The organism is Pseudoglutamicibacter cumminsii, assembly GCF_003143995.1.
Classification (GTDB): Bacteria; Actinomycetota; Actinomycetes; order Actinomycetales; family Micrococcaceae; genus Pseudoglutamicibacter; species Pseudoglutamicibacter cumminsii_B.
In genome coordinates this window covers 269,614-295,761 of the sequence record NZ_QFWG01000002.1, presented here as the reverse complement: position 1 = coordinate 295,761, position 26,148 = coordinate 269,614, and the positions used below count along the sequence as shown (strand labels likewise).

The following is a 26,148-nucleotide window of genomic DNA, read 5'->3' as shown; positions in this document are numbered from 1 at the left end:
TCAGTACCGGATCTCCACGCGACGGTTCTGTGCGCGGCCCTCCAAGTTCGGTTTAGCATCCGAGCCGTTATCCGCTACCGGCTTCGAATCTGCGAAGCCCTTCGCATCGACCTTGAGGTCCTTGCGGGCAGCCTTGACCGCATCGGCCACAGACTTTGCACGCAGCTCGGAAAGCTTCTTGTTCCCGACCTTCGACTTCACGTTGTCTGTGTGGCCACCCACCGAAATCTTCGCGTTCTTCGGGATGTCCTTGACCAGGGCGCCGATCTTCTTCTTCGCGTTATCCGAAAGCTCATGCTTATCGATGTCGAACAGAACGTCAGAAGACAACGTCACAACATCCTCGTTGCCGTCTTTCTCCTTGGTCCCAAGCGGAGTGATGTTGATATCAAGCGGCGTGATGTTGATATCGAGAGGACTGATCTTGCCGTCGCTCGCCGACGCCGGCTGGACTGTCAACGCAAGCATCGACGCCACCGCCGCTGCTGCAACTACTTTCCTGCGTTTCAATCGATCTTCACGTCCTTCGCCATCTCGGCGCCACGCCACAGCTGGAAGTCCATCTCGTGAACATCCTCAGGAGGGGCCGGGAACACGAACTTACCCGTGACCCGCTTATTCGGCATCAGTTTGATCTTCGCGGCATTATCCGAAGCGTCCCGGACCAGCGAATGGCGGTTCAAATTCTTCTGGTCAATCAGGTAAGGCCAGAACTGCGAGTTGTCATTCACATCGAATACCGAAGACGTGAGGTCAGTTGTGTCCGTGTTCGCGGTGAAGCCGTACACCGCCTCGATCAGATCACCCTTCCGCTTAACCGAGAGCAACTCAACAGTCAGGCTCGCGTCATCATTTCCACCGATTTTTGTACGAACCGTGGTGCTCGCCAACGCCTCCAAGGAATCCGCTGTGACGCCATCACCCGATGCCGTACCTTCAGCGTTGCCGCCCTGGTCCTCGCCCGAAGCAGTGGCGCTCTCCTCCGGACCCTCAGCAGGCTGGCTCTCCTGAGTCATCGAGCCGCCGTCCTGCGGCTGGGCACCCTGCTGCTGAGCCGAAGCCTGCTCAGCATTCTGGGTGTTGTCCTTACCCTCATCGCTCACACCAACCGAGCAGCCGGTCAAAGCGAGCGAGGTCGCAAGCCCCAAACATACGATCGCTTTAGAAGTTGCTGACTTAAACATGACGAACCTTTCGCGTCTACTAGCTTCAGTTGAGTTTTCGTGGAGTGGCTTTCTGCCGCCCCGTTGATATCAACGCTACGGCGAAGGACGCTTCAACCTATCGCAGATCTGTCGCCAACAACCCGGATTTTGTACCGAATTAGCGACAACGACGCGAAACTTCAGACCACGTTTACCTGAGGTTCGTTTTAGCTATGTTTCCCGGGTTTGCGCGTGGGTGCGGCGTCGGAGCCGAACGCTGGGCAGCGGCCGGGCGTCCGCTATGCATTCCGGGGCGGGCGGGCGAGTTTCCGGAGCGGAACCGACGGATCGGCCAACGCATCGGCGGGGACAACGATCCCCTGATCGATGATGCGGCGGGCAGCACGCACCGTCATGCCGCCATCGACAGCGGCGCACCCCGCCATGCTTCCATCCGGATTCAGCAGGAACGTCGCCTGCGGAGTGCCGTCCCCGTTGAACCGGTGAATGTACTGGGCTGAGTCCGCCGCTCCGGCCTCCGGGTGGGGTGCCGGGTGGGCTACTGGCTGGGGTGCCAGCGAGCCCACGCCTTCGACGTGAACTCCGTGGCGGTCAGACCAGAACCACGGCGCACCTTGCTGAGGAATGTCCTGCCCCAGGATCGCGGCGGCCGCTCGGGCGCCGCTGTGCATCGCGTTCTCCCAATGCTCCGCGCGCGGCAAAAGCTCGCCGTCTGCGGTGCGCATGCGAGCGGCATCGCCCACGGCAAAGACCGCGGGATTCGAGGTCTGCTGGCGCTCATCGACAACCACGCCGTCGTTGACTTCAAGACCCATGGCTTCGGCGAGCGCCGTGTTCGGTGTGATGCCAATACCCACCAGGACCTGACCTGCCCGCAGCTGCGTGCCGTCCGTGAGCGTGACGACCCGCTCGGCGCCATCGATCTCGGCCCCATCGAGCTCAGTACCGCCCACTTCGATGCGCGCGGGGGCGGACTGGATGACGTCGATCCCGCGTTCAGCGTGCATCGCGTGAAGATACTCGGCCAGCACCGGTCCAACAGCGGGGACAAGCGGCGGCTGAGCCGGCTCCACAAGAGTCACGTCAGCACCCAGCGCCAACAGTGTCGAAGCCGCTTCCGCACCGATCAACCCGGCGCCCACAACAACGATGCGGGTGCCTTCGCCGACGCTGTCTCGCAAACGGTCAGCGTCGGCGCGGGTGCGCAGCTCGAGGACCTCGGGCAGCTCGCCGCCGGGAACCGGGAGCTTGCGGGCGGCACCGCCCGTAGCGAGCACGATGCGGTCGGCGGCCACCGCATCGCCGTTACTCAACCGGACGGTTGGTTGGTCATTAGCGGAACCAGCCGCTGGAGCGTCTACCGCCACGGCCGAGTCCTCGATGAGCGTCACGCGGTTCTCAACGAACCATTCCCGCGGCTGGAACTGAATCTGTTCGAGCGTCTGAGCGCCCAGCAGATAATCCTTCGACAGCGGCGGCCGATCATAGGGCAGCCCACCCGGCTCCACCATCGTGATCTCGCCGTCAAAGCCACGCGAACGCAGCTCTTGCGCGACCGTGAAACCAGCCACGCCACCACCGACGATGGCAACAGACCCCACCGCCATCATTCAGCGTCAGTGGCAGGGACACCCGGGTACAGGACCACGGTGTCGCCTTCGACCTCAACCTTGTGTGTCTTCGCGTCCACCGTGGCCGGCAAGCACAACGCCTTACCGCTCTTGAGGCAGAACCGGGCCGCATGCATCGGGCATTCAACCTCGGTGCCTTCGATCCAGCCATCGGCGAGGCTTGCGACCTCGTGAGTGCACTCGTCATTGAGCGCATAGAACGAGCCATCCTCGGCATGGAACACCGAAATGTCCTCGCCGGTCGAGTTCTCATCACCCGGAACCAAGTAGGCCTCCGCCTCCGGGATGTCACTGACAGGGATCTTGATGGTCTCGCTCATGAGTGCTCTCCTCTGTGTGGGATGCGGTTGTGTCGGATGCAGCGGACGATGCGGTGGCGGCTACCAGCGGTGCCGCATCGGCCAGCGCCGATGCGGCACCCGGCGCCGGAGTCAGTTGCGGTGCTCCACAAGGTTGCGGCGCTCAAGACGCAACGTGACATCCGCTGCCTTCGCCAGCTGCTTCGAGTGGGTCACCACGATGACACACTTGTTCTGCTGATGCGCGGCATCACGCAAAATCTCGATCACGCCGTCCGCGGTTTCTTCATCCAGGTTACCCGTAGGCTCATCAGCCAAGATCACCGGGGCCGAGGACACGAGTGCGCGGCCGATCGCGACGCGCTGCTGCTGGCCACCCGACAAAGCCAACACATTCCGCTTAGCTGCCGCCGCATCGAGCCCCAGGCGGGTGAGGTCCTCAACCGTGGCCTTCGAGTTCACGAGACGCAGGTTCTCGAGTGGGGTGAGGTAGTCGATGAGGTTGTAGTTCTGGAACACCAACGCGATCTGGTCGCGGCGGTGGCGTGTGTAGCCGGTGGAGGCGATGTCGTTGCCGTCGAAGCGTACAACCCCGTTTGTGGGCGCATCGAGGCCTGCGAGCAAGCTCAGCATCGTGGTCTTGCCGGCGCCGGAAGAACCCACGATCGCGTAAAACGTGCCGACCTCGAAGTCATAGCTCACGTTCTTCAAAACGCGCTGAGCGGCGCTACCGTACGTGAAATCGACGTTCTCAAGCTGCATGATAGACATAATTTTTCCTAACTAAGTTTCGAAAGAATGCGTTTTGGACGCTGCATGATGAGAGGCAAAACCCCCACCGAAACGCCCATCAAGACGATGATGAATCCCCACGCGAGCGCTGTAGCGATACCGCTGGCGCTGGTCGCGAGGTGGATCGAGGAAAGGGTCTCGTCCCCGGCCTGGGCCACAACCGCCCGGCCGAGAGAACCCGAAAGAACTGACCCGAGCACCGCTGAAATGGCGGCGGCGACGGCCGCGAAAATAGTTGCTTCAAGCGCGAATTGCGAAAGCACATTGCCTTTGCTTTTCCCGAGCGAAAGCAACACACCCACCTCGTGGATGCGGCCGCGAGCCCAGAACGTGCTCACCAACGCGAGCACCAGCGCACCAGCGATGCTCAAACCCAGTAGCATCGTCGCCAAGAGCTTGTCCACACCAGTGATCGCCTGAAGAACCGGCGCGAACTGTGCCGAGTTGTCTTCCAGCGTCAGTTTCGGAGCGATCTTCTTGGCCGCGGCGAGCGCCTGCGGTAGCTCCTCCGCGTTGTGCGTGAAATAGCGTCCAGCCGTGATCGGCGCGCCGAGCTCCTGCGCTGAAGCGAGGTCCACAAACACGTTGTTCTCTGAGGCGCCGGCCGGAAGCCCGCTCGGGTTCTCTGTCTTCCCTTCAAAGATGCCGGCGACCGTCACGGTGACCTTCTTGCCACCCTGGGTGAGGGCCAGCTTGTCCCCCAGCTTGAGGTTGTTGTGCTCAGCGAAGTCCCGATGGATCACAGCCTGCGATGCGGTTGCGGCCACATGCGTACCCTCAACCAGCTGATACAGCTTGCCCTGGAAGGCCGGGTTGAGCGAAGAATCACTCGTGCCGGTCACAGTGACACCGCCAGCGAACTCAGGATCCAACTGAACCCCGCGGCCGCTCGTGACCGGCTTGGCACCCTCAGGTTGGGCGATCGTCTCCGCCTCCAGGCTGTGCTTACCCACCTGCGGGATGCCCGCCAAACGCTCAGCGACCTTCTCATCGACGCCGGCTTGCTCGGCTGGTGCCTGCTGGGCAGGTGGCTGCTGCTGCGCATCGGAACCGGGCTGTGCTTCAGAACCAGGCGCCGCATCGACGGCTGCTGTTGCGGTGAAGCCAGCGCCAACGTTGGCGCTGATCGCGTTCTTCACTTCAGCCATAGAGGAACGCACACCAGACTGCGCAACGAGCGCGGTGAACACAACGGCCATGATGAGGATCATCAGGACGCTGCGCCGCGGTTTACGCAGGACGCTACGGATTGCTCGAGGCCACGGGTTCGTCATTTGTTGTCCACGAGGATCGCGCGAGGGCTCTTACGCAGCATCGGGATCGACGTGATCGCAACGACCACCGCGATCACAGCCACGCAGATAATCACGGCCTGGATCACCGAACCATTGGTCAGGCCAACAGCGAGGCTATCCAGCGTCTGAAGCGATGCTGAAGACTCCATGTCCGCACCGAACTGGCCTGCCTGCTCCATCTGCTGCTCAGTGGACTTGTTCACGCTCGCGAGCGTCACGCTACCCATCCACTGAGCGACGGCACTCGAAGCGAAGTACGCGAGGATGAACGCCGGAATCGCGATCAGGATGAGCTCCGCGAAGTACTGGGCCGTGATGTTGCCCTTGCGAACGCCGATGGCGAGCAGGGTTCCGGTTTCTTTCTTGCGTTCGTTGAGCCACAAGAACAACACCAGCGCAACCACTGCGGCCGCGAAGATAGTGGCACCCACCATCGTGTTGCTCATGATGCTCTTGACGCCATCGACCGCCCCGGTGATGCCGGCGAGGTACTCGGCCGAACGCGAGAGCTGATAGTTGTTCCAGTCGATGCCCTGTGCCGCGGCGGCCTTCACGACATCCTCGAAGTTGGCGTCTTTAGCCACGAAGAAGTTCGCGTCCTGATAAATCTCGGTTTCTGGCGTGAACTGATACAGCGCACGCGTGGTATCCAAGTCAGTGAATACCGTGTTCGCGTACAGCTCGCTACGCACAGCAACCGGGCGGGTGTTCTTACCCGAAACGATGCCCACAACCTCAGTCTTTACTTCCTTCGTGGACTGCTTCTGGTTATCGGCGTCGTACTTGTTGCCCTTCAAGGTGAGGGTGCTGCCGAGCTTGAGGTTATTCGCTTTCGCCAGATCCTCGTGAATCACGGCCTTGTTCTTGTCCTCAGCCGTCAAGTGGCGGCCTTCAACGAGCTTCAACGAGCCGCTACGGAACGCGTTAGCCATATCGCTACGGTTCACACCCCACACGTTCACAGCGTTACCGAACTGTGCCTCGCGTTGCTGGTCATAGTCGTCGTGATCCGGCTTGAGCACCTTCGCACCCACAAGATCAGCGGTCACGTTCTGCCGGGCCACATGCGAAGCAACACCGTCCAGGCCCGCGAGCTTTTCAATATCAGCCGGCTTGACGTTGCCCGCGCCGCGCGGCGTACCCATGTTGTACTGCGGATTGTTCTCCAACACGAAACCACTACCGGTCTTTGCGTCCACCTCCTGCGCTACCTGATCCGCAGAACGCGTCACAGCCCCCGCGGACATCACCACAGTCGCCATCACGGCAAGAACAACAAAAATAATCAGAGTTTTGACAGGCTTGCGGACACAATAGCGCCAAGCCCTTCCCAGAAACGTCACAGTTTCCCTTTCACGGTAAAACGGTTGGCGCGTCCGTGGCGCTGATCGCAAGACTCGTCGCGGGGCTACCCACAGTGGCATACATCGTGGAGAGCGAAAACTGATTCGCAGAATGCAGCGCGCCGTAAAGGTTCGTAAAGAAGGTATAACCCAATTCTGAATTGATCCTGAAAACGCTCTGCGGCGAGCCTGGAGGAACGCGAAGAGGTTCCCGAGAGCGCGAATTGGGGGGTGGGTTAGCGGACGATGGCGGGCGGCGGCGGACGATGGCGGGCGGCGGGCGGCGACAGGCTGGCGCCGAGCTCCTAGCGCCGGCTACGCGTGGTCCCCGGCGAGCGCCCTATATTCCTGGGTTGCTGGCTTCCAGAACCCAGCACGATGCGCGAGCAACTCCTTGAAATGCCGCGGAGTCACCTCATCCAAAGCAGCGATGTAGCCAGGCACCATCTCGCGCGGGAGCCGCAACCCCATCGTGAGGTGAGGGATCCAATCGGTGCGGTGATCATCCGGGTTGAGCGAGCTGATCTCGCGGGCCGCTTGCCGCATCGGCTCCCCCGTTTCAAGCAGCCACGCGACGGTTTGCTTGCGGCGCGTACCGAAAATCACGGTCCCGACCCGCTGAAAATCCGCGGGGACAACGCCCGGTAAAACCTCGGCGGCGCGATCAACGGCCGCGGGCGACATGTCGTGCGAAAAAGAGAGGGTGATGTGCGGGGTCTGGTTCTGGCGCGGGAAACCGCGGGCTTCGAGGGCGTCGAAAATCTCGCGCACCTGCCGCTCCTGCTCCGGCGGCAAATACATCAAGATGTTCTGCGGTGACGCCACGAACCCTCCTCCCGCGTTCGCTTTCAGACCCTATCCGCTGGTGACAATCTAGCCGCGCAGCACCCGCGGGTTCCGCATGACCATCGCGGTCCCCTCGAAGAAACCGAGCCGCTCATAATAACCAATCAGGTGGTCGTCGCACGCCAGGTCGATCGAATACATTCCGTCAAGGCTGGCCACGATGCGGCGCACCAGCTCCTGGCCGATTCCCTGGCTTTGATACTCCGGCAAGACCTCAAGCCACGGGATGAACGCGGTGAGGACGCCGTCGCTGATCGCGTTGATGTAGCCGACGACGCGGTCGCCATCGAGCGCCCACACGCGCCGGTACGAGCCATCCATGACGTCCACGAGCTGTTGCGCGCTCGGCGGGGTCGGCCAGCCGACAAAGAAACCCTCCCCGACCTGCTCGGCTCGGATAGCGCCTGGCTCATCGAGGTAAGTGATCATGCGGTCACCCTGTCTTCCTTAAACGTTGTTGCTTCCCTACGCGTTCTCTTGCAACCAAGCCGCCAGAACCGGAACGTGGGAATGCTCGACATCCTTGGCCGCCGTCAATAAGGTTACGTGAGCCTTGTGCGACAGCTCCTCGGCGAGTTCCGCGGCCGCATCATTCTCGTCCAATTCCGCGCGGTAACAATTCTTGAACTCGTCCCAACGTTCTTGCGGCGCCTCATGAAACCACTTGCGCAACGCGTTGCTCGGGGCGGCGTCCTTAGCCCACACGTCATAGTCGAGGGCTTCCTTCTTAATCCCGCGCGGCCACAGCCTGTCAGTCAAAACGCGGGTACCTTTGGTCGGTTCCGTTTCCCCATAGACACGACGAAACGTCCACTTAGCGCTCAATGAGCCCACGGTTACCCTCCCGAACGGTTTCGTACGCCGGCGCTTGTTTACACCTGCGCTTGTTTACGCCTGCGCTCGCCGGTCGCTATCTACCTTAGTAACTCTCCCGGGGAGTCCAGGCTTGAGCCGCACCGCATAGGAACCGCATAGGATCGGAAGTGAAGCATCTGCGAACGAGGAGGCCGCATGACGTTGAACATCGCGCTGATCGGATACGGAGGGATCGCTTCCCGAGTCGCCGCCGCGGTTCGCAACATGCACGACGTTGAACTCGTGGGTGCGCTCGTGCGCACGCCGGGGCAAGCAGCCGACGACGGCGTGGCTGAGCTGAGCCTGAACGATGCGCTTGCTGACGGCGCGGCTGAGCGCGGCGCGGATGCGGGCGGAGAATTTGCCCGGCGCGTGGATGCGGGCGGAGAATCTGCCCGGCGCGTGGATCTGTTCGTTGAATGCGCCGGAGTTCCCGCCGTGACTGAATACGGTCCCGCGATCGTTGCGGCCGGCAAAGACCTGTTGATCACCAGCGTTGGGGCGCTCGCTGACCCGCAGCTACGCCGAACCCTGCTCGATGACGGGCCGGGCCGCGTGTACGTGACGAACGGCGCGATCGGTGGGCTCGACATCCTCGCCGGTGCCGCACGCGACGGCGGCCTAGACTCCGTGGCTTTGGAAACCCGGAAAGCGCCGGCCAGCTTGATCCAGCCGTGGATGGACGGCGGCCTCACCGAACAGCTCCGGGGCGGTTCCGCGATCCGGGACGGCAAGACCACTGAGCCGATCGTTCTCTACGAGGGTGACGTGGCCGGGGCTATCGACAAGTTCCCGGCGAACCTCAACGTCGCCGTAGCCCTCGCCCACGCAACCGGAATGTGGGAAGACACAGTCGTGAAACTCATCGCTGACCCAGCCGCCAACCAAACCAAACACACCATCACAGCTGCTGGCGCATCGGGCACCTACCAATTCGAGATCACCAACAATCCCCTACCGGATTCCCCGGCAACCAGCGGGATCGTGGTGGACTCAGTCATCACAGGCATCCGGACCATCGCCGGCGAGTCCGGAGTCAGCGTCTAAGCGGCGGGCACCGTCACCTGCCGGCACACTCACCAGCCGTAGTCCTTTAAGCGTTGCTCGTTACGCTCAACGATCTCGAGCATGTACCGCACCGCTTGTTGCTCTTCGCGGAAATCCCGCACGGCTTGGGTACGGCCGCGCTCCACAACGTACACGTGGTAGGCCCCATCAGACTTTTCGAGCACGGTAGCCCCCTCGTGCGGCTCACCATCCACCACATAGGCATCCGGCCGGGACGCGTGCTTGTCGATGTAGCGGCGCAAGTCATACCTGTCCGAGCAAGTGAAAGCATCGACCTCGAACTGATCCCGCAGCAGCCGCAAACGCTTTTTAGCCAAGCCGTCCCGGTACACGATCGTAATCATCGCCGTGTATTCGCCCGTGCTGCGATCAACTGAGACAACATCCTCACGGCGCAACTCCATCCAGCCACGAAACGCGCGGTACACCACCAGTTCGTTCATGCCCGCATACAGCCTGAACGAAGCGAACATATAGGCGAGCAAGATGAGCGCGACCCCGAGCGCCAGATAACCAGCGCCCGTGAGCATGTGCGTCGTCGGGTCCTCCCCCTCGGGACCGAGCAGATACATCCACACAACTTGCACTACTTGCGCTGCGCCAAACAGCCCCGGTAAGAGAACAAAGGGCAGCCGGTACTTCTGTTCCTCACCCGCATCAGGTTGTCTACCGACGGTCGGCTTACGATGCCTGATGTACAGCAAGAATGCGATCGTCGCGGCCGGGATCCCGGCCGTGATCAACAGGTGCGGCACCAGAGCAGGCCAGACCTCGCGCAGAATGTCGTTCACGAACCTCACTCTAGCGAGCGTTCGTGGGTTGCGACCAGGTTTGGCGTACCCTACGAAGCTTGCGTGTGCGCGTGACCGTGGCTGTGGCCGTGATTGTGGATGTGCGGCTGGTGTGCGGCCCGCAAGCCGTTCAAGATGACAAGCACCTCGGTGAGTTCGTGTGCGAGCACCACCGCCGCGAGGCTCATGACCCCGAAGAACGACAGCGGCAACAACAGCACGATCAACGCAAGCGACACCGCAAGGTTCTGGTTCATGATGCGCCGGCCGCGGCGTGCATGAGCGAAAGCCCGCGGAAGCAACCGAATATCCGTGCCGGTGAAGGCGATGTCAGCGGACTCGATCGCAACATCGGCACCGCCCACGCCCATCGCAATACCGATGTCAGCCACGGCGAGCGCAGGAGCGTCATTGATGCCGTCGCCGATCATCGCAACCTGGCTGAGCTCCTCAACCGCCGCGACCTTGTCTTCCGGACGCAGTTCAGCACGCACGTCCGTGATGCCAGCTTGGGCCGCGATCGCTTTTGCGGTGCGAGCATTGTCGCCGGTCAGCATCGTGATCCCGATGCCCTGCTTCTTCAACGCGGCCACCGCATCGGCCGCCCCTTCACGGAGCTCATCGCGCACGCCGATCACCGCAACAGCCTCGCCGTTGACATGCAGGACCACGGTGGTCATGCCGGCCTCTTCCAGCTCGGCGGTGTCAGTGGCGAGCGGACCGGGGCTCAGCCATCGTGGGCTACCGATGGCGATGCGGTCGCCGTCAACCCAGCCTTCGATGCCGCTGCCGGCTTGCTCCGTGACGTCCGTCGCGGTGGGGACGACTGGCGCGGCGGTGGTGATGGCGGTGGCGATCGGGTGGGAGCTGTGTTGCTCGAGGGCGGCGGCCCATTCCAGGGCGACGTCCATGGTCACGCTCGGGACGGAGCGGACAGCGGCGACCTGTGGTTTGCCGCGGGTCAGGGTTCCGGTCTTGTCGATAGCGATGTGGCGGATGGTTCCGAACCGTTCAAACGCGGCACCGGATTTGATGATCACGCCGTACTTGCTGGCCCCGCCGACAGCGGCGATCACGGTGAGCGGGACGGCGATCGCGAGCGCACACGGGGACGCCGCCACGAGCACGGTGAGTGCGCGGGTGATCCACAGCTCTGGGTCGCCTAGGAGTGAACCGACTACGGCGATGAGTGCCGCGAGGATCAGAACACCGGGGACGAGCGGGGTGGCGATACGGTCTGCGATGCGGGCGCGTTCCCCGCGTTCGCTTTGCGCTCCCTGCACGAGGGACACGATGGTCGTGAGCGAGTTGTCGGTTCCTGGCGCGGTGGCCTGGATTTCGAGTGGCGTTGTGGTCGCGATGGAGCCGGCGCTGACGTGTTCGCCTTGTTCGACGCTGAACGGCATGGATTCGCCGGTGATGGCGCTGGTGTCGATGTCGGTGCGGCTGGTGAGTAGGAGGCCGTCGGTGGGGACGCGTTCGCCTGGGCGGATGAGGATGTGGTCCCCTACCGCGAGGTCTGTGGTGGGGATGGTGATGGTGGCTTCGCCCCGGCGGATGGTCGCTTGGTCTGGGGTGAGGTCGAGGAGGGCGCGCAGGCTGCCTTGGGCTTTGGCCATCGCTTTTTCTTCGAGCGCTTCAGCGATGGAGAACAGGAATGCGAGGGCCGCGGCTTCGCCGACGTAGCCGAGGATCACGGCACCGACGGCGCTGATGGTCATGAGGAGCGCGACGCCGATCTTGCCTTTGATTAGGCGTTTGAGGGCGTCGGGTACGAAGGTTGCCGCGCCGATGATGAGGCTCGCCCAGTAGAGGGCCTGTTCGGCGGTTTCGTGGCCGAGTAGGCCGGTGATGAAACCTGCGACGAGGAGCAGGCCCGAGGTGAGTGGCACGAGGATTTCGATGTCCCGCCACCACGGGACAGTTTTGACCTCGATGCCTTCCATGACGATGTCGCCATCGCAACCGCACGCTGAGCTCATGTCACCCTTCTCCTTGACGAAAACCGGCTGAAGAACCTGGACGGGCATCCGGTTCTTAAACAGCCGGTGAACCTGATTTCAGGATAGCTCCGAAGAGGTGTGGAACGGGCATTTATACGTGATGCGAGGCACATCGTAAGAAACATGTGTAACTTACTTTTTTGCGCGAGTTACAGCTGAAAATGACAGTGATTTTCAAGACAGTGATTTTCAAGAGGGGTTTGCGGGGTGCTTGCGGGTTAACCCCATGAGCGTAGTGAGTCACCAGTCGAGCTGCTCTGCCCCGACGTCGATGCCTTCCTTACGTGCCGTTCGGATCGATTCAGCTAGGGACGGGATCGAAAGCAAGAACAAGCTCTCCTGGAGAGATCGCCAGTCATCATCCCCTAGCAAAACAGCCCTGTTAGGCCTCCCTGTGGCTGTCAACGGTTCGGACGATTCGTTGACCTGAATGATCAGGCTATCCAGGTTGTCCCTATCGACGAGACCAAAGGCAGGCGCGCGGTCGACGGCAGGCCGATCAGGTTCAGTCATGCCACCCGGAAGTGCCGGTCACCCAACACGTATTCAAGCGTCAAGCTGCCCCCAACAGCTTCCAAATACTTGCGAACCGTTCCGACTTTCGCGCTATCGATATCGCCGTTCTCTATCTTGGAAACCTGACGTTGTCCTACGCCGATGCGCTCAGCAAGCTGAGCCTGCGTCAAACCGGCCTGCTCCCTCAACTCACGAAGCCGATATGCGCGCATCTCATGAATCATGCGTGACTTATGCGCTTCAACAAGCTCGCGATCTACAGGATGATCGGCTAGAAATTCCCTCAACGACAGAGCCATCTTGCTCACTCTCTCCTCAAATTGCGCAGGTGTTCGTCAAACATATCGTCGGCCAGCGGGATATTCTCCTTATACCAACGCGTCCATTTGCCTACCTTGTTGTCAGCAAGCAACATGATGGCCTTACGCTTCGGGTCAAAGGCGAAAATAATACGTAACTCAGAACGACCCGACGATCCCGGCCTAAGCTCTTTCATGTTTCGATGCCTAGATCCGGACAAGGTATCGACCAATGGCCGCCCAAGGTTAGGCCCTTCCCCTTCGAGCAGCTCGATCGCAGCGACCACTTGCGCGCGCGAATCGGTGTCCAGCGTAACGAGCCATTCCTTAATTCGCTCAAGATCTACGCTCCACATGAAACAACTATAGACCCTACATGGTCTATCTGTAAAGCGCCCCCTGCCGATACACCCCTCATCAGCGACCGCGATACAGATCGAAAACGCTTCGTTGAGTATTAGAAGGATCGTATGTAGGGTCGGTCACATCGCTCTGTGCGCTGCGGACTAGACCTAGCCCGCGCTCTGACCAGTTGACCGAACCGATAGCCCCGGAGTACACGTGTCTAAGAAACTCGCATCTGCTTTCCTCCTCAGTGGCGCCCTGTTGCTTACTGCCTGCGGCGGCGGCTCAGGTGACGCTTCCAACGATGGCGGCAATGCATCCGCTGAAGCCACCACGGAAAACAAAGCGGCGGAAGAGAACAAGAGCGACAAGTAGCTCTTCGAGATCGGCGAAACCGTCGACATCGATGCAGCTGTTATGGACTACTCCATCATGGTGAAGTCGGTTGAGTTCACGAAAGAGTTCCAGGGCGTGGCCTATGACGAATTCGTCATCAACGCACCTGATGACTTGAAGCTTGTAGTCGCCAACGTGGTCATCACCAACACCAGCGATGAGCCGATCATCCCCGAAGAACGTGTCCTCAACCCCAAGCTCACCACAAAAATCGCGCATGAGCAGGACATGGGGCATGCCCCCGGCGATGACTTCGTGTTCGACTTCGCAGAAGAAGAGCTTTCCAAGGAGCTCACACCGGGCGAACAAGTAGAAGTCCCATTAGTGACGACTATCCGCGAGGATGAGATCACCGACCCTGAGGGTCGTGTTTTCATCCAGTTGGACGTCATCTCTATGGAAAACTCGCATTCCGTCGTAGTACCGAAGCAGTAGTTCGGAACCTTAATAGTGGTAGCGCGCTTGAAGGATCACAAGATCGCCGCCACCCACGAGGTAAACCAGACGATGCTCGTCGGTGATACAACGTGGCCATGAGCCTTGCGCTCCATACTTCAGCTGTTCGGGCTTACCAATTCCAGAAAAAGGCTCGCGGAGATACACATCAATGAGAGTGTTGATGCACTTCAGCGCCTTGCAATCGGTAGCCTGCCAATGCTTATAGCCCTCCCAGGCCAACTTGCCCCAGGCGAGACGATCTCGACAGCTTCGCAGTCGAGATTCACACGCTCAATGAGCGGGAACAACGTCTTCCGCGCCTGCCGCCTCACGCAAGGCCAGCACCTCCGCGTACTGCACCGCCGCATCGGCATCGAACGCGAGAATCGAGCGGCTCCCCTTGTACGGCGCTACCGCTTCCTCGACCCCGCGTGCCAGCTCGTCTTTTCGCTGCCCCTCCGGCAACCTCCGGATACCAGCAAGCAATTCAGCAAGGGTGATGGACGTGATCGCCACCTCTCCTGCCAGCGACGCGAGCCACTCGAGAACACGAGGGTCCGGCGAGGGCGGGAAGATCTCCGAGACAACGTTCGTATCAAGGATGATCATTCAAAGTCCGCCGCCCGTGCGACATCATCGCGCGTCGGAATCGGTAACTCATCGACCCCATCGACATCCCGCGCCACATTCAGAAGGGTCACGCCGATGTGCATCCTCAGCGCCGCTTTCGTCAGGATGGCGCGAACCTCAGCTTCCATGGATCGTCCGTTCGCCTTCGCCTGGGCCGCGATTTGCTCCTTCACATGGTCACCAAGACCACGCACGATAATAGACGCCATCAGCACCACCCCTTCTGCTATCAACACTGAGAGCGCGAGCGGTGTGCCATAGAAAGAGAATAAGAGGCGCCGGAGGGACCATGCTGTCCAGTCTGCCGCGCCATGACCTCCTGCATGTCGACGTTGACGCAGAAGGTCTGCGGGCGGCATCAAGGATTCGACGGTGCGTTCGCCGGCTCCCAGCCAAGTTCAGGCGCAACATACTTCGCGAACGACTCGAGCACGTGCAGGTTGTACTCGGTGCCGACCTGGTTGGGAATCGTCAACATGAGCGTGTCCGCCGACATCACCGCCGCGTCCGCCCGCAACTGCTCAACGAGCTTGTCCGGCTCGTCCGCGTAGGTACGGCCAAACGTCGACGTGAAGCCGTCAATGACACCCACCTGGTCACGGCCCTGGCCACCCCTGCCGAAGTAACGACGGTCAAGGTCGCTCACGATCGGGAACACCGAACGGCTAACCGACACGCGCGGCTCCCACCCGTGCCCGGCCTCGGCCCAAGCGTCGCGGTACCGCTGGATCTGCTCAGCCTGCAGGTCGCCCAGGCTCGCGCCGGTCGCCTCGGTGAGCAGCGTCGAGCTCATGAGGTTGACCCCCTGCTGCGCACTCCACACGGCAGTGTCCCGGCTTCCGGCACCCCACCAGATGCGACGATCCAAGCCCGGCGAATGCGGCTGGATACCGAGCCGGCTACCGACGGGGAACTGCTTCGGATCGGCATCGACCACCTTCTCGCCGCGGATCGCCGCCATGAACAGCGGGAACTTCTCGCGCGCGATGTCCGCACCTCGCGGGTCGGTCGAGCCGGTGTAACCGAATGCTTCCCACCCACGATGGGCGGGCTCCGGCGACCCGCGACTCACACCCAGGGCGACGCGCCCGTCGGCAATGAGATCGAGTGCGGCTGCCTCCTCGGCGAGGTAGAGCGGATTCTCGTAGCGCAGGTCGATCACGCCGGTGCCGACCTCGATGTGCCTCGTCCGCGCCGCGATCGCCGAGAGCAGCGGCATCGGCGAGGCCGCCTGCCTGGCGAAGTGGTGCACCCGGAAGTAGGCGCCGTTAACACCCAGCTCATCGGCTGCGACGGACAACTCGATGGCGCTGTGCAACGACGCCCGAGCGTCGAACGGGTCACCTTCCGGGCCGTGGTGACCAAAACTCAGGAATCCAAAGCGCTTCACGATCCTCCTAGTTGAATGCCCAACAGCATAGCGGGTACGCCTCACCAGACCGGTCGCAGCGAATCCGCGCTAAGCAGCATTAATAGGCAGACCCAGAAAGCGACGTCCGTTCTTTAGCGGCACCCCTGCGTCCTATCACCGCGACAACAACTCCCACGATGTAGGACACAATCACCCCAAGGGCACACAGCAAAAACAATAGTGAGGAAAGCTCTAACGCCTCCCGCCCAACAAACTGGGTGAAGGCGGATTTCACGCTCTCTTCGGTGTCACCGCCATCGACCAGAAAGAATCCAGCAAGGAAGAGAAACACCGTCATCGCGATGAAGACCCAAGACTCGCGCCATCCGAAGGTCTTATACGGCCTTTCCTTCACGCTGCGCACGGGGATAAACCACAGAGCAAGAAGCGCAACTGCAACGATCACCCCAAGTGGAACTGTATAGAACACCATCCAGCCACCCACCCCAAACATCACCCGCCCCAGGGCAAAGAACGCCGCCCCTAACAGACTCAGGACAAGCGCCGCAGCGGAGCTGATGTGGACATTCCTGTAGCTCATGCACCACATCTTACTTACTAAACCAGGCGTAACCCGTCCCTACTCAAACAGCACTCCCACCGAGCATGGTTCGTACCTGACTTCGGTGGCAGGGCACCACGAGGATGCCGTCGCGGGTCCGAACAGCCTGCGTCCCCGTGGCGAGCGTTAGCCCGGCAGCCGAGGCGCCACTCCAGTGCAGCGCCCACGCCATAACCTAGTATGCTAGCATCCTATCCATGGCCGAGAAGTCCCAATTCAACGTCTATCTGCCGCGCGAGCTCGTCACACAGGTGAAGCACCGCGCCGTAGATGAGAACACCAGCCTGTCCGCGCTCGTCGAGAAGGCACTGACCGAATACCTGCAGAAGGAGCAGTCATGATCGTGCACCCCGTCATCACCACCCCGAACCCGGAGCGATGGATCGCACTGCTGAAGGCGCTCGGCGCCTCGGTGTCCACGCACGACGACGGCACTCACCTGGCCGAGTTCGCCGGCGGTCGGCTCTCGGTCGCCTCCGGAGACTCCCCCAGCGTGGAGTTCGGCCTCGAAGAGGTCCGAGGCGAGCGGCCGGTGAAAAGCGGCGCCGTGCAGGTGGCCCCGCTACTGTGCACACCGCAGGTCGAGAAGACCGCGCAGATGCTCGCGGGCCAGGGGCTGCAGAGGCGGCTGACCTCGGACAGCGGCGACTGGGCAGACCTGGTCGGCGACGGGATCGTGGGTGTGCACATCGGCAGGGAGGAGTCCACGGTGATTGCCTTTGAGGCCGCGGATGTGGGGGCCTTGAAGGAGCCGCTGGAGGGGGCCGGGTTCCGCGTGGCCCTGGTGGATGAGGCCTACGGCCGGACCCTGCACATGGAGCATCCGGACGATCCCCGCCAGGAGGCTGAGATCTGGATCAACGAGACTCAGACCGACACCTACGGGTACACGCGGCACGAAGAGGACTGAGCCGGCCGCCGTCGAAAAGCCCTCAGGGACAAGGACTCACACGTTAAAGCGGAACTCCACCGAGCTTCGACACTGAGAAGTGTCTGCAGTCAGCGACTGTCAAGCCAGTCCGCCTGCTATCAACAGTCCTGGCGTGAATGGGGTGCGCTGGAAAGATAGAAGCGAGGCGCCTGATACTGAAGAAGCGACGTCTCACTAGCCGGCGCACTCAATTCCGTATCACGATTAAGAATATGAGGACGATTAATGGGCAACAGGTTAGCGAAGAACAAATCGATGAGTGGGTAGCGGAAGCCGAGGACGGCTAAGATGTGGAGACGCTTCGCCGTCGAGGCAGGAAACCTCGCCACGAAAATGCGGCTAAAGTTATCTCCATTCGCCTTTCACCCAGCGAAATTTCAGACCTGGATAAATACGCGGCCGCCCACGGATGGTCGAGATCCCAAGCAATCCGAGAAGCTTTACGGAATGCTGTCTGAATGGAAGTCCGCCCAAGCGCCACAAAACACGGAATCAAACCAGAAGACTCCATAACTACTGCAACAACAGGATGCGTCTTCGAAGCTCCACCGGGTTGAAGCAGCAGGTAGAGCTTCTCGATCATGGTGCGTCTGGGTCGTAGTCCTCTTTGGTCACGATTCCGGGGCCATGTCAGGCCTCGAGCAACACCGCCAACCTGGCAGCGAGAGGAGACGGCCGTGCATCCACCACCACCCAAACGATCTCGTGGTCCACGGTGCCATACTCGTGGGCGATGATGTTGCGCATCCCAATGATCCGCTCAAGGTCCGGTACTTCGGCAGTGGCCTTGGCATCCCATAAGTGGGCCTTAGACGTCGGCAACATAGACAGTCTCCGCCCGACCGAGGGCCGACTCACGAAAGTAAGGATTGCGGATTGCTCGCTTCACGACCAGATCGACATCGCGCCTAACGATGGCGCGAAGATCGTGATGCAGCGCGCAGAAGTCCTCAAACGGATCGGGCCGGCCGGGAAGGAAATCGACGAGGAAGTCGATGTCGCTGTCCGCGCCAGTTGACGACGAGACGCTCCAGCCGATTCCCGGGCGGGATTCGCAGATCATCGAGGTCTCTCGCCGCGTGGATCAGCTCGAGCTTCCGCATGGCCGCCCGCGAATAGCTTTCCAGCAGACTCAATAACGCGAGGGTGAAAGTTCTTCAACAAAACTCTGCAGAAGGAGGACATCGATTCGTTCTTCGCTGAGCGAGGAATGAGCTTGATGCTCGCGGTATGACCATCAGGTCAGTGGATGATTACAGCTAGAAGCGCAGGCGTCAAAGACGAAACTCATTAGGGCTTGGATTGAATTGCCAAAGCTACGCCGAGGCAGCTTGGACCGGCTGAATCTGCTCAACCTCGGCACGGACTTTGTCCTCGGCCACATCTAGGTCGTACTGCGCTTGCAGCCCCAGCCAAAACTGCGGGCTCACCCCAAAATACTTCCCTAAACGGAGAGCAGTATCGGCAGTAACAGCCCGCTTCCCGTGAACGATCTCATTGATCCGGCGCGGTGGAACACCGATGGAAACAGCGAGTTTGTGCTGCGTGACCCCCATCTCCTTGAGGAAGTCCTCCATGAGAATCTCACCAGGGTGTACTGGTGGAAGCTTGTCAGTGATAGTCAACGACCTCGGCCTCCTCTGGACCAGCTGCCGTCCACCGAAAGCAGATCCGCCACTGGCTGTTGATGCGAATACTGTGTTGACCCCGCCTGCCCCCTTTCAACGCCTCGAGACGGTTTCCCGGCGGAATCCGCAGCTCCTCGAGGCTTTGCACGTACGCAAGCTGCCGCAGCTTGCGCAGTGCCACCGAATGGATTCTGGAATCAATCGAGCGCACCCGCTCTCGATTCCACAACCGCTCGGTGTCCTTGTTGGCGAATGACTGGATCATGCTTCACCCTACCCCCCATAACGCCACACGTCAATAACGCTACACGTTAAACCGGAACTCCACACCAACGCCGTGTCCACTACTCGGGGGACACCCCCAACAAACAATGCTGCCCTGCCGGCAGACCAGGGCGGCCGTGTGAGTATCGGACAATAATGCGTAGTCCTCCAAGGGTCTGGACACAGGAGCTTTCCCTTCCTCAGTGGTGCGACCAGAGGGAGAAAAAACATCCACCCCGGTGCACCCGCTGCGGTGACAACGACCCATCGCCCACAGCAGGTGGCAATCGTCACGGTTATCCCTCTTTTTCAGATGCCTGTCCTCGGGATCAGAAAAAGACGGGGACCTGTCATAGGTCAGTGAGCATCTGCTGCATCTGGGCGATCTCGGCCTCCTGGTCGTTGATAATTTGTTCGGCCAAGGTGATCGCATGGGGATTCTGGCCGTCAGCAACCTCGTCACGGGCCATGTCGACCGCACCTTCGTGGTGGGCGGTCATCTGCTCCAGGTAGAGGCGGGCAGCCTCGGTGCCCTGGGCCTCCTCAAGGGCTGTCATGTCCTCCTGGCTCATCATCCCGCTCATGCTACCCATCTCGCCGTGATCCATTCCACCCATCTCGTCCATGGCCCCCATGCCCCCAGAGTCGGTGACCGGCTGCTGGCCCCAGGCCTCGAGCATGGCGTTCATCCGGTCAATCTCCGGTCCCTGGGCGTCAATAACCCCTTGGGCAAACTCCACGACCTGGGCGGGGATACCCTCCTTGACCAGGAGCATCTCACTCATCTCTACGGCCTGCTGGTGATGGGGGATCATCATCTGGGCAAACATGATGTCCGCGTCGTTGTGATCGGCGGAGGTCTCCCCGTCCGCCTCAGTCGTCGCCGTGGTGGTCTCGGTCGTCTCAGCGGTAGTCGTCGCAGTGCTGGTGGCCGAGATGGTGGCGTCGGTGTTGTCTGACTCGGTGGTCTCACCGCAGGCGGCCAGCGCCAGGGTGGAGGCCACGGCGAGAGCGGAAAAAACAAGGGTGCGCTTCATGGTGGAGCCTTTCAGGGTCATATGGGGGTAGTGGAAAGAAGTGGTGGATCAGCGGACGGCGGTGGATGCCGGAGTAGGCGTGGTGTTTTCCTCCTTCGACTCGGTCGGAGCCAGGTGGGCCGGATCCAAATCAATGCGGCGCAACAGCTGGGCGTTCAGGGCCACCACAATGGTCGAGGCAGACATCAAGATCGCGCCCACGGCCGGGGACAGCACGAACCCGATCGGGGCGAGCACGCCGGCGGCCAGCGGCACGGCGAGGATGTTGTAGCCAGAGGCCCAAATGAGGTTCTGGATCATCTTGCGGTAGCTGGCCTGCGAGAGCTCAATCATCGACAGCACTGCCCGCGGGTCATCACTGGCCAGGACCACCCCGGCAGATTCCATGGCCACATCCGTGCCGGCCCCGATGGCGATACCGACCTCCGCGCGGGTCAGAGCGGGGGCGTCGTTGACACCGTCGCCGACCATGGCCACGCTCAGGCCACGCTCCTGTAACTGGGTGACCTTGGTGTCCTTGTCCTGGGGCAGGACCTCGGCGAAGACCTCATCGATCCCCAGGTCCTGGCCAACTGCCTGGGCCACCTGCTGCGCGTCACCGGTGATCATCGCGACCTTCACCCCGCGGTCCTGCAGGGCTTTCACGGCGGCGCGGGATTCGGGGCGGATCTTGTCTTCGACGGCCACCGCACCGATGATCTGACCGTCGCGGACAATATGGAGCACACCGGCCCCACGCCCGGTCCAGGCGCTGGTGGTGTCGGTGAGCTCGGCCGGGGTGGTGAGGTTGAACTCGCGCAGCATGTTCGGCCCGCCCACGAGGATCTCAGCGCCATCGACAGTGGCCCGGACTCCCCTGCCGGAGGCGGCGCTGAAACCAGTTGCACGGATTTGCCGACGGGAGGCCTCGGGATGGGCGGCCGCGGCCGCCACGATGGCGCGGGCCACGGGGTGCTCGCTGTCGGCCTCCGCGGCGGCAGCCAGGGCCAGCAGCTCGCCCTCGGTGACGCCGACAGCTGCCGCGACATCGGTGACCGCGTGTGCATCCTCGGTCAGGGTGCCGGTTTTGTCGAAGAGCATCACGTCGATGGTGCGCATCTGCTCGAGCGCCATTCGGTCCTTGATGAGCACCCCGGATTTCGCGGCCCGCTCGGTGGAGATCGCAATGACCAGCGGAATCGCCAGGCCCAGGGCGTGCGGGCAGGCGATGACCAGTACCGTGACCGTGCGCGCCACGGCATCGTCCGGGCTGCCGATGATGGCCCATACCACCGCGGTGATCAGAGCGGAGATCAGCGCGAACCAGAACAACAACGCCGCCGCCCGATCCGCCAGGGCTTGGGCCCGGGAGGAGGACTCCTGGGCGTCGGCAACCAAGCGTTGGATTCCGGCCAGGGCGGTGTCCCCGCCGGTAGCCTCCACCCGGATGCGGACGGTGTTGTCGGTGGCCACGGTACCGGCGACCACCTTGTCACCAGTGTCGCGGAAGACGGGACGGGATTCGCCGGTGATCATCGCCTCATCGAATTCGGCGGCTCCGTCGAGGATGGTTCCGTCGGCCGGCACCCGGGCACCGGCCCTCACCAGCACGACGTCGTCGACGACCAGCTCGGAGATGGCCACGGTGCGGGTGGTCCCGTCGATGACTTTCTCGGCCTCATCCGGCAGCAGCGCAGCCAGCGCGTCAAGCGCGGAGGACGCGGCCCCGAGAGCGCGCATCTCCAGCCAGTGGCCCAGCAGCATGATGGTCACCAACAGGGCCAGCTCCCACCAGAAGTCCAGGTCAAAACCGCCCAGCCCCAGAGTGGTGACCCAGGAGGCAACAAACGCCACGGTGATGGCCATGGCGATCAGGAGCATCATCCCGGGTTGGCGGGATTTCAGTTCGTTCCATCCGCCCTTGAGGAAAGGCGTTCCGCCGTATACAAAGATGATCGTGCCCAGCACCGGGGGGATCCAGGTGGACCCGGGGAATGCCGGGAGGTGGTAGCCGAGCAGCTGGGCGACCATGGGGCTGAAAATAACGACGGGAATGGACAGAATCAGCGACCACCAGAAGCGTTCCCGAAACATTGCGGTGCTGTGTCCGGCGTGTTCGCCGTGACTATGAACGTGGTGGTCTTCGTCCATGGCGGAGTGCGGGTGATCGTGGGGCATCGCCTGGCCGTGGGTGTCGGCATCTGCGTGGTGTTCGTGGCTGGCATGATGCGGGTGGTGGGTGTGGTCTGTTTCCGGAGCGGGGTGATCACCATGGTGATCACCGGAATGGTGGGGAGTGCTCATGAGGTTCCTTCCGCTCAACCCGGTCGGGGTCGAGATGATGGGTAAAACTGATCAGGATAAGACGGTGCAGCCGGCCTCTTCGATGGCCCGGCGAACCATCTCCGGAGGTACGACACCGGTGACCGTGACGGTGGAAACACCACCAGCAGCGAGATCAACCTGGACGTCGTCGACCTGGGGGAGGCCCTGAAGGGCCTGGGTCACGCTTTTCGCGCAGTAGCCGCAGGTCAGGCCGGTGACCTGGTAGCTACGGGAGGCCCCTCCTGCTGACGAGTCGCTGGCGGCAGGGATGGAGGCGGTGTCGGCATCTGAGGCGGGTCCGCAACAGCTGCAGCCGCGGGAGGCCATCGGCAAGAGACGGGGCGGGAAGGTGATCATGGGAAGGCTCCTTCGGTTCGGTGGGGTGCGGCAATTCCGCTCTCCAGCATATACCCCCCCGGGGTATATTTTCAAGGAGTGGAGGGCACGGCTCTCACGCGGGGCAGGGTGTGGTCACCGAGCAGCCCCCTCACTGTCGGGAGAGGACAGCGGGAGGCGGAGGGCAAACACCGCTCCGCGACCGGGTCCGGGGGAGGTGGCTGTGAGAGTGCCGCCGTGGGCCTCGATCAATGCCTTGGAGATGGTCAGACCGATACCGGACCCGCCGTTGTCCCGGCTGCGGGCGGCATCCCCCCGGTAGAAGCGTTCGAAGATGTGTCCGAGCTGGCCAGGTGGGATGCCCTCGCCGTCATCGGCGACGTGGATGAGCGCGGTGGACGCCCCCTGGCGGTGGACGCTGATCCGGACCTGCCCGCCGGCCGGGGTGTGCCGTAGCGCGTTCGACAGGAGATTGCTCATCACCTGGCCGAAGCGTTGCCGGTCCACGAGCACTCGGGCGGTGTCCGTAATGGTCTCGACGTGTAAATCGACGCCTTTGTCAGCATAAGCTTCCCCCGCGGCAGCAGCGGCGGTATGGAGCAGATCCCCGAGCCCTTCCTCCGCCAGGTCCAAATCGATCCGGTGTTCCTGGGCCCGGGAGACATCGTCAATGTCCTCCATCAACCGGGTCAGGCGGGTGAGTTGGTCAGCCATGATCGTGTGGTTGGCATTATTCCAGTCCACGACCCCGTCCTGGAGACCATCGAGGTAGACCGTGAGCACCGATAAAGGGGTGCCCATTTCGTGGGCCAGATCAGAGAGCATCTGGCGGCGGACCTGTTCGGTGTGTTCCAGCCGGTCGGCCATGGTGTTGAAGGCATGCGCCAGGGTGGCGACCTCGGGGCCTGCTTCTCCGTCGGGCACGCGGATACGGGAGTTACCGGCCGCCAGGCTGGTAACGGCGCGAGTGAGATCCTGCAGGGGGGTGCGCAGACGACGCGATGACCACAGGCTGGCCAGTAGGGCGCTGATCAAGGCAGTGGGCAGGGCGACGGCCAGGGTGATCAGGTTGGCGTCCCGGTAGGCCTGCTCGGCATGGAATAGCTCCAGCGAGGGGTCCTCCCGGCCGGCCATCAACATATGATCATGGAACAGGGGCGGGCCCACCGTCGTGGCCACGGCCGCGGCCACCAGCAGGCTAATCACCACAACCAACACCTGAGCGGCCAGGAAGCGGAAGGTCAGGCCGGGTCCGTGATTCATGGCTGCCCCACCCGGTAGCCCACGCCACGTACGGTGTCGATAAACCCCCGGCCCCGGGTGTCGGTGCCGAGCTTGCGACGCAAGTTGCCGATGTGGACATCGACGATGCGTTCATCACCGACCCAGGTGGTGTCCCAGACCTCGGTGACCAGATCGTGCCGGGTCAGCGCCTGGCCGGGGCGCAGGGCCAGGGCAACCAGCAGCTCGAACTCCGTGCGGGTGAGCTCCACGGTCGTCTCCCCCACCCGCACCTGATGGGCGACGGGGTCAAGAATGAGGTCACCAACGATCAAGGGGCTGGTCACCTGCGGTGGGGTGATGCTGGTGCGCGGGCGGCGCAGCACCGCATGCACCCGGGTCACCAGTTCCCGGATGCTAAAAGGTTTGGTGATGTAGTCATCCGCCCCCAGGGTCAAAGCGCTGATCTTGTCGTCCTCGCTGCCACGCGCGGTGAGCATGAGGATGTAGCAGTCCGAGAAGGTGCGGATCCGTCGGCATACCTCCAGACCGTCGAGTTCGGGCAGCCCCAGATCCAGCACCACAACATCGGGGGAAAAGCGACGGGCCTCGTCCACGGCCTGGGTGCCGGTGTGCGCCTGGCGGGTATCGAAGCCGGCCCGGATGAGGTACGAGGCCACCATCTGAGCCAGGGGTTGTTCATCATCGACGACCAGCACCCGCCCCAGGGACGTGGCGGTGGTCGGTGTGCGGTCAGCCATAGACCCCAGTATCGCTCGGGGCAGGGGGAATACCACCCTCGCTCAGTGCCCGGCGGGGAAATCTTCATCAAATCTTCAAACATCACCCTTCAACCGCCGTCACCCCTGTGCCCCACCCCGGGCCGGTGGCATCGCCTCTCCTCGTCGGTTCAGCAGGCGCCACCAGGGATTTCACTGCCTGCACCGCATACCTGAGGCGGGTAGAAGGACATCACCCACGGCTGTGGAGAGGTGTCCCGGTGGTGACCCAGCCCACCGAACTCACCCCCTTTTCGCCCTGTTATAAGGCTGTGAGCAGGGTTTTTGATTTCTACTCCGTCAGGCGCCCGTGCAAGATAAAGGTATGGCACCGACCTTGAGGTGGTGTCTTCTCACAGTGTTACCACGATCCAAGGAGATTGACGTGAAACGAGCAGCGATCGCAGCCGCCGCCCTTGCCCTCGCCCTCACGGGGTGTTCGGCCGCCGACCCGGAACCCACGGCCGACGGGACGGTGTCCCAAGATACATTCTTGACTACCCATGGCCTGGCCGACTTGGACGCGGTGGAGATCATTGATCACCTCGACCGGCAGAAGGTCACTGAGCGTCCCACGGATCTGATCGCCTCAGTACGTGCCGATGAACTGCTGCTCTCGAGCGGTGACCAGGAAGTCGTGGTCGATCTTCCCGACAATCAGACGTATGTCTCGATCGCACCCTATCTCAACTCCACCCACGACTGCTTCTACCACAGCCTCACGACCTGCCAGGGGGAACTCGACAATAAGGACATCCAGGTCACGATCACCGATGAGGCGACCGGTGAGGTGCTGGTGGACGAGGCGACAACCACCTTCGACAACGGGTTTATTGGCTTCTGGCTTCCCGATGATGTCACCGGCCTGATTGAGGTCAGCTACCAGGGGCGTACCGGCACCACGGAGTTTTCCACCACCGACGACGGTGCTACCTGTTACACAGACCTGCGCCTGACGTGAT

General features: G+C 61.9%; 37 protein-coding genes. 8 read left to right on the top strand and 29 right to left on the bottom strand.

Annotation, left to right across the window (positions count from 1 at the left end):
• The 10 genes from CAY35_RS03240 to CAY35_RS03195 form a co-directional block, all read right to left on the bottom strand.
• Entirely contained in the window at window positions 1-510 is a 510-nt protein-coding gene (locus tag CAY35_RS03240) for an OmpA family protein (protein ID WP_109303265.1), read from the bottom strand.
• Window positions 507-1,184, bottom strand: coding sequence for a hypothetical protein (locus CAY35_RS03235; RefSeq protein ID WP_109303264.1), 678 nt, complete (start codon window positions 1,182-1,184; stop codon window positions 507-509). Before CAY35_RS03235 ends, CAY35_RS03240 begins: the two co-directional genes overlap by 4 nt.
• Window positions 1,185-1,444: 260 nt before the next feature.
• The gene (locus tag CAY35_RS03230) at window positions 1,445-2,773 is read right to left on the bottom strand and encodes an NAD(P)/FAD-dependent oxidoreductase (protein WP_109303263.1); all 1,329 of its coding nucleotides are present in this window, start codon (window positions 2,771-2,773) and stop codon (window positions 1,445-1,447) included.
• On the bottom strand, window positions 2,773-3,117 hold the full coding sequence (locus tag CAY35_RS03225; RefSeq protein WP_109303262.1) for a non-heme iron oxygenase ferredoxin subunit: 345 nt from the start codon (window positions 3,115-3,117) through the stop codon (window positions 2,773-2,775). Before CAY35_RS03225 ends, CAY35_RS03230 begins: the two co-directional genes overlap by 1 nt.
• A 111-nt stretch (window positions 3,118-3,228) precedes the next feature.
• Window positions 3,229-3,867, bottom strand: coding sequence for an ABC transporter ATP-binding protein (locus CAY35_RS03220; RefSeq protein ID WP_109303261.1), 639 nt, complete (start codon window positions 3,865-3,867; stop codon window positions 3,229-3,231).
• An 8-nt stretch (window positions 3,868-3,875) separates the two neighbouring features.
• Window positions 3,876-5,162, bottom strand: a complete 1,287-nt coding sequence (locus tag CAY35_RS03215; protein WP_219930439.1) for an ABC transporter permease — start codon at window positions 5,160-5,162, stop codon at window positions 3,876-3,878.
• Window positions 5,159-6,526 carry an ABC transporter permease gene (locus CAY35_RS03210; protein ID WP_219930438.1) on the bottom strand — a complete coding sequence of 456 codons (1,368 nt, stop codon included), beginning with the start codon at window positions 6,524-6,526 and terminating at the stop codon, window positions 5,159-5,161. The genes CAY35_RS03215 and CAY35_RS03210 overlap by 4 nt, the downstream gene beginning before the upstream one ends.
• A gap of 315 nt (window positions 6,527-6,841) precedes the next feature.
• Window positions 6,842-7,351, bottom strand: a complete 510-nt coding sequence (locus CAY35_RS03205) for a 2'-5' RNA ligase family protein (protein WP_109303259.1) — start codon at window positions 7,349-7,351, stop codon at window positions 6,842-6,844.
• Window positions 7,352-7,399: 48 nt separating this feature from the next.
• On the bottom strand, window positions 7,400-7,801 hold the full coding sequence (locus tag CAY35_RS03200) for a GNAT family N-acetyltransferase (protein ID WP_109303258.1): 402 nt from the start codon (window positions 7,799-7,801) through the stop codon (window positions 7,400-7,402).
• A gap of 36 nt (window positions 7,802-7,837) precedes the next feature.
• Window positions 7,838-8,206, bottom strand: coding sequence for a DUF488 domain-containing protein (locus CAY35_RS03195; protein WP_109303257.1), 369 nt, complete (start codon window positions 8,204-8,206; stop codon window positions 7,838-7,840).
• Window positions 8,207-8,383: 177 nt separating this feature from the next.
• Here CAY35_RS03195 and CAY35_RS03190 point away from each other — a divergent pair, with 177 nt between their 5' ends.
• Entirely contained in the window at window positions 8,384-9,274 is an 891-nt protein-coding gene (locus CAY35_RS03190) for an aspartate dehydrogenase domain-containing protein (protein WP_109303256.1), read from the top strand.
• Between the two features lie 29 nt (window positions 9,275-9,303).
• Here CAY35_RS03190 and CAY35_RS03185 read toward each other — a convergent pair whose 3' ends face one another.
• The 5 genes from CAY35_RS03185 to CAY35_RS03165 all read right to left on the bottom strand — a co-directional run bounded on the left by CAY35_RS03185 (window position 9,304) and on the right by CAY35_RS03165 (window position 13,260).
• Entirely contained in the window at window positions 9,304-10,086 is a 783-nt protein-coding gene (locus CAY35_RS03185) for a hypothetical protein (RefSeq protein WP_109303255.1), read from the bottom strand.
• A 50-nt stretch (window positions 10,087-10,136) separates the two neighbouring features.
• Window positions 10,137-12,068, bottom strand: a complete 1,932-nt coding sequence (locus CAY35_RS03180; RefSeq protein WP_109303309.1) for a heavy metal translocating P-type ATPase — start codon at window positions 12,066-12,068, stop codon at window positions 10,137-10,139.
• 261 nt (window positions 12,069-12,329) lie between these two features.
• Window positions 12,330-12,602 carry a type II toxin-antitoxin system Phd/YefM family antitoxin gene (locus CAY35_RS03175; RefSeq protein ID WP_109303254.1) on the bottom strand — a complete coding sequence of 91 codons (273 nt, stop codon included), beginning with the start codon at window positions 12,600-12,602 and terminating at the stop codon, window positions 12,330-12,332.
• Complete coding sequence (locus tag CAY35_RS03170) at window positions 12,599-12,904, bottom strand: helix-turn-helix domain-containing protein (RefSeq protein ID WP_109303308.1); 306 nt, start codon at window positions 12,902-12,904, stop codon at window positions 12,599-12,601. The genes CAY35_RS03175 and CAY35_RS03170 overlap by 4 nt, the downstream gene beginning before the upstream one ends.
• A gap of 5 nt (window positions 12,905-12,909) precedes the next feature.
• Entirely contained in the window at window positions 12,910-13,260 is a 351-nt protein-coding gene (locus tag CAY35_RS03165) for a type II toxin-antitoxin system RelE/ParE family toxin (RefSeq protein ID WP_109303253.1), read from the bottom strand.
• A 205-nt stretch (window positions 13,261-13,465) separates the two neighbouring features.
• Here CAY35_RS03165 and CAY35_RS09560 point away from each other — a divergent pair, with 205 nt between their 5' ends.
• Window positions 13,466-13,624, top strand: coding sequence for a hypothetical protein (locus CAY35_RS09560; RefSeq protein ID WP_181377466.1), 159 nt, complete (start codon window positions 13,466-13,468; stop codon window positions 13,622-13,624).
• Window positions 13,625-13,666: 42 nt separating this feature from the next.
• Window positions 13,667-14,080, top strand: a complete 414-nt coding sequence (locus CAY35_RS03160) for a hypothetical protein (protein ID WP_109303252.1) — start codon at window positions 13,667-13,669, stop codon at window positions 14,078-14,080.
• A gap of 9 nt (window positions 14,081-14,089) precedes the next feature.
• Here the strand turns inward: CAY35_RS03160 and CAY35_RS03155 are convergent, their stop codons facing one another.
• The 5 genes from CAY35_RS03155 to CAY35_RS03130 form a co-directional block, all read right to left on the bottom strand.
• Complete coding sequence (locus CAY35_RS03155; protein ID WP_181377469.1) at window positions 14,090-14,359, bottom strand: Txe/YoeB family addiction module toxin; 270 nt, start codon at window positions 14,357-14,359, stop codon at window positions 14,090-14,092.
• Window positions 14,360-14,374: 15 nt separating this feature from the next.
• A complete protein-coding gene (locus tag CAY35_RS03145; RefSeq protein ID WP_109303249.1) occupies window positions 14,375-14,692 on the bottom strand; it encodes a PIN domain-containing protein in 318 nt (105 codons plus the stop codon).
• Entirely contained in the window at window positions 14,689-14,922 is a 234-nt protein-coding gene (locus CAY35_RS03140) for a FitA-like ribbon-helix-helix domain-containing protein (RefSeq protein ID WP_109303307.1), read from the bottom strand. The genes CAY35_RS03145 and CAY35_RS03140 overlap by 4 nt, the downstream gene beginning before the upstream one ends.
• 149 nt (window positions 14,923-15,071) lie before the next feature.
• Window positions 15,072-16,103 (bottom strand): LLM class flavin-dependent oxidoreductase, encoded by a 1,032-nt coding sequence (locus CAY35_RS03135; RefSeq protein ID WP_109303248.1) that lies wholly within the window; start codon window positions 16,101-16,103, stop codon window positions 15,072-15,074.
• A gap of 79 nt (window positions 16,104-16,182) precedes the next feature.
• Entirely contained in the window at window positions 16,183-16,665 is a 483-nt protein-coding gene (locus CAY35_RS03130) for a hypothetical protein (RefSeq protein WP_146191904.1), read from the bottom strand.
• A 218-nt stretch (window positions 16,666-16,883) separates the two neighbouring features.
• Between CAY35_RS03130 and CAY35_RS03125 the strand changes: the two genes are divergently transcribed.
• From CAY35_RS03125 to CAY35_RS09995, 3 genes are all read left to right on the top strand, one after another.
• Window positions 16,884-17,027: a ribbon-helix-helix domain-containing protein gene (locus CAY35_RS03125; protein WP_109303246.1), complete on the top strand. Its 144-nt coding sequence runs from the start codon at window positions 16,884-16,886 to the stop codon at window positions 17,025-17,027.
• Window positions 17,024-17,596 (top strand): hypothetical protein, encoded by a 573-nt coding sequence (locus tag CAY35_RS03120; protein ID WP_109303245.1) that lies wholly within the window; start codon window positions 17,024-17,026, stop codon window positions 17,594-17,596. Before CAY35_RS03125 ends, CAY35_RS03120 begins: the two co-directional genes overlap by 4 nt.
• A 311-nt stretch (window positions 17,597-17,907) precedes the next feature.
• Window positions 17,908-18,075, top strand: coding sequence for a ribbon-helix-helix domain-containing protein (locus tag CAY35_RS09995; RefSeq protein WP_219930437.1), 168 nt, complete (start codon window positions 17,908-17,910; stop codon window positions 18,073-18,075).
• 172 nt (window positions 18,076-18,247) lie between these two features.
• On the opposite strand, the gene CAY35_RS09990 is transcribed toward CAY35_RS09995, so the two are convergent.
• Window positions 18,248-18,364, bottom strand: a complete 117-nt coding sequence (locus CAY35_RS09990) for a HepT-like ribonuclease domain-containing protein (RefSeq protein WP_181377465.1) — start codon at window positions 18,362-18,364, stop codon at window positions 18,248-18,250.
• Here CAY35_RS09990 and CAY35_RS09550 point away from each other — a divergent pair.
• Window positions 18,351-18,635 carry a hypothetical protein gene (locus CAY35_RS09550; protein WP_181377464.1) on the top strand — a complete coding sequence of 95 codons (285 nt, stop codon included), beginning with the start codon at window positions 18,351-18,353 and terminating at the stop codon, window positions 18,633-18,635. The genes CAY35_RS09990 and CAY35_RS09550 overlap by 14 nt on opposite strands.
• Here the strand turns inward: CAY35_RS09550 and CAY35_RS09985 are convergent.
• The 8 genes from CAY35_RS09985 to CAY35_RS03070 form a co-directional block, all read right to left on the bottom strand.
• Window positions 18,568-18,720, bottom strand: coding sequence for a hypothetical protein (locus CAY35_RS09985; RefSeq protein ID WP_375231746.1), 153 nt, complete (start codon window positions 18,718-18,720; stop codon window positions 18,568-18,570). The two genes, CAY35_RS09550 and CAY35_RS09985, sit on opposite strands and share 68 nt — an antisense overlap.
• A 213-nt stretch (window positions 18,721-18,933) precedes the next feature.
• Window positions 18,934-19,242 carry a HigA family addiction module antitoxin gene (locus CAY35_RS03100; RefSeq protein WP_219930436.1) on the bottom strand — a complete coding sequence of 103 codons (309 nt, stop codon included), beginning with the start codon at window positions 19,240-19,242 and terminating at the stop codon, window positions 18,934-18,936.
• Window positions 19,229-19,510: a type II toxin-antitoxin system RelE/ParE family toxin gene (locus CAY35_RS03095; protein WP_109303242.1), complete on the bottom strand. Its 282-nt coding sequence runs from the start codon at window positions 19,508-19,510 to the stop codon at window positions 19,229-19,231. The genes CAY35_RS03100 and CAY35_RS03095 overlap by 14 nt, the downstream gene beginning before the upstream one ends.
• Before the next feature lie 349 nt (window positions 19,511-19,859).
• Window positions 19,860-20,546 (bottom strand): DUF305 domain-containing protein, encoded by a 687-nt coding sequence (locus tag CAY35_RS03090; protein WP_181377462.1) that lies wholly within the window; start codon window positions 20,544-20,546, stop codon window positions 19,860-19,862.
• 48 nt (window positions 20,547-20,594) lie between these two features.
• The gene (locus CAY35_RS03085; RefSeq protein WP_109303240.1) at window positions 20,595-22,829 is read right to left on the bottom strand and encodes a copper-translocating P-type ATPase; all 2,235 of its coding nucleotides are present in this window, start codon (window positions 22,827-22,829) and stop codon (window positions 20,595-20,597) included.
• 51 nt (window positions 22,830-22,880) lie between these two features.
• A complete protein-coding gene (locus tag CAY35_RS03080) occupies window positions 22,881-23,207 on the bottom strand; it encodes a heavy-metal-associated domain-containing protein (protein WP_109303239.1) in 327 nt (108 codons plus the stop codon).
• A gap of 114 nt (window positions 23,208-23,321) precedes the next feature.
• On the bottom strand, window positions 23,322-24,449 hold the full coding sequence (locus CAY35_RS03075; RefSeq protein ID WP_109303238.1) for a sensor histidine kinase: 1,128 nt from the start codon (window positions 24,447-24,449) through the stop codon (window positions 23,322-23,324).
• Entirely contained in the window at window positions 24,446-25,168 is a 723-nt protein-coding gene (locus CAY35_RS03070; RefSeq protein WP_101630591.1) for a response regulator transcription factor, read from the bottom strand. The genes CAY35_RS03075 and CAY35_RS03070 overlap by 4 nt, the downstream gene beginning before the upstream one ends.
• A 403-nt stretch (window positions 25,169-25,571) precedes the next feature.
• Between CAY35_RS03070 and CAY35_RS03065 the strand changes: the two genes are divergently transcribed.
• Window positions 25,572-26,147 (top strand): CueP family metal-binding protein, encoded by a 576-nt coding sequence (locus tag CAY35_RS03065; RefSeq protein WP_035755524.1) that lies wholly within the window; start codon window positions 25,572-25,574, stop codon window positions 26,145-26,147.
• The last annotated feature ends 1 nt before the right edge of the window (window position 26,148 follow it).

Excerpts from the sequence above, each read along its gene's own strand:
- CAY35_RS03190 (WP_109303256.1), top strand. The coding sequence starts at position 8,384 with ATGACGTTGAACATCGCGCTGATCGGATACGGAGGGATCGCTTCCCGA.
- CAY35_RS03220 (WP_109303261.1), bottom strand. The coding sequence starts at position 3,867 with ATGTCTATCATGCAGCTTGAGAACGTCGATTTCACGTACGGTAGCGCC.
- CAY35_RS03165 (WP_109303253.1), bottom strand. The coding sequence starts at position 13,260 with ATGTGGAGCGTAGATCTTGAGCGAATTAAGGAATGGCTCGTTACGCTG.
- CAY35_RS03120 (WP_109303245.1), top strand. The coding sequence starts at position 17,024 with ATGATCGTGCACCCCGTCATCACCACCCCGAACCCGGAGCGATGGATC.
- CAY35_RS03145 (WP_109303249.1), bottom strand. The coding sequence starts at position 14,692 with ATGATCATCCTTGATACGAACGTTGTCTCGGAGATCTTCCCGCCCTCG.
- CAY35_RS03160 (WP_109303252.1), top strand. The coding sequence starts at position 13,667 with ATGGACTACTCCATCATGGTGAAGTCGGTTGAGTTCACGAAAGAGTTC.
- CAY35_RS03070 (WP_101630591.1), bottom strand. The coding sequence starts at position 25,168 with ATGGCTGACCGCACACCGACCACCGCCACGTCCCTGGGGCGGGTGCTG.
- CAY35_RS03225 (WP_109303262.1), bottom strand. The coding sequence starts at position 3,117 with ATGAGCGAGACCATCAAGATCCCTGTCAGTGACATCCCGGAGGCGGAG.
- CAY35_RS03200 (WP_109303258.1), bottom strand. The coding sequence starts at position 7,801 with ATGATCACTTACCTCGATGAGCCAGGCGCTATCCGAGCCGAGCAGGTC.
- CAY35_RS03170 (WP_109303308.1), bottom strand. The coding sequence starts at position 12,904 with ATGGCTCTGTCGTTGAGGGAATTTCTAGCCGATCATCCTGTAGATCGC.
- CAY35_RS03090 (WP_181377462.1), bottom strand. The coding sequence starts at position 20,546 with ATGAAGCGCACCCTTGTTTTTTCCGCTCTCGCCGTGGCCTCCACCCTG.
- CAY35_RS03140 (WP_109303307.1), bottom strand. The coding sequence starts at position 14,922 with ATGGCGTCTATTATCGTGCGTGGTCTTGGTGACCATGTGAAGGAGCAA.
- CAY35_RS03175 (WP_109303254.1), bottom strand. The coding sequence starts at position 12,602 with ATGACTGAACCTGATCGGCCTGCCGTCGACCGCGCGCCTGCCTTTGGT.
- CAY35_RS03230 (WP_109303263.1), bottom strand. The coding sequence starts at position 2,773 with ATGGCGGTGGGGTCTGTTGCCATCGTCGGTGGTGGCGTGGCTGGTTTC.
- CAY35_RS09990 (WP_181377465.1), bottom strand. The coding sequence starts at position 18,364 with ATGCGCAACATCATCGCCCACGAGTATGGCACCGTGGACCACGAGATC.
- CAY35_RS09550 (WP_181377464.1), top strand. The coding sequence starts at position 18,351 with ATGATGTTGCGCATCCCAATGATCCGCTCAAGGTCCGGTACTTCGGCA.
- CAY35_RS03215 (WP_219930439.1), bottom strand. The coding sequence starts at position 5,162 with ATGACGAACCCGTGGCCTCGAGCAATCCGTAGCGTCCTGCGTAAACCG.
- CAY35_RS03075 (WP_109303238.1), bottom strand. The coding sequence starts at position 24,449 with ATGAATCACGGACCCGGCCTGACCTTCCGCTTCCTGGCCGCTCAGGTG.
- CAY35_RS03125 (WP_109303246.1), top strand. The coding sequence starts at position 16,884 with ATGGCCGAGAAGTCCCAATTCAACGTCTATCTGCCGCGCGAGCTCGTC.
- CAY35_RS03095 (WP_109303242.1), bottom strand. The coding sequence starts at position 19,510 with ATGATCCAGTCATTCGCCAACAAGGACACCGAGCGGTTGTGGAATCGA.
- CAY35_RS03085 (WP_109303240.1), bottom strand. The coding sequence starts at position 22,829 with ATGAGCACTCCCCACCATTCCGGTGATCACCATGGTGATCACCCCGCT.
- CAY35_RS03235 (WP_109303264.1), bottom strand. The coding sequence starts at position 1,184 with ATGTTTAAGTCAGCAACTTCTAAAGCGATCGTATGTTTGGGGCTTGCG.
- CAY35_RS03080 (WP_109303239.1), bottom strand. The coding sequence starts at position 23,207 with ATGATCACCTTCCCGCCCCGTCTCTTGCCGATGGCCTCCCGCGGCTGC.
- CAY35_RS09985 (WP_375231746.1), bottom strand. The coding sequence starts at position 18,720 with ATGCGGAAGCTCGAGCTGATCCACGCGGCGAGAGACCTCGATGATCTG.
- CAY35_RS03130 (WP_146191904.1), bottom strand. The coding sequence starts at position 16,665 with ATGAGCTACAGGAATGTCCACATCAGCTCCGCTGCGGCGCTTGTCCTG.
- CAY35_RS03180 (WP_109303309.1), bottom strand. The coding sequence starts at position 12,068 with ATGAGCTCAGCGTGCGGTTGCGATGGCGACATCGTCATGGAAGGCATC.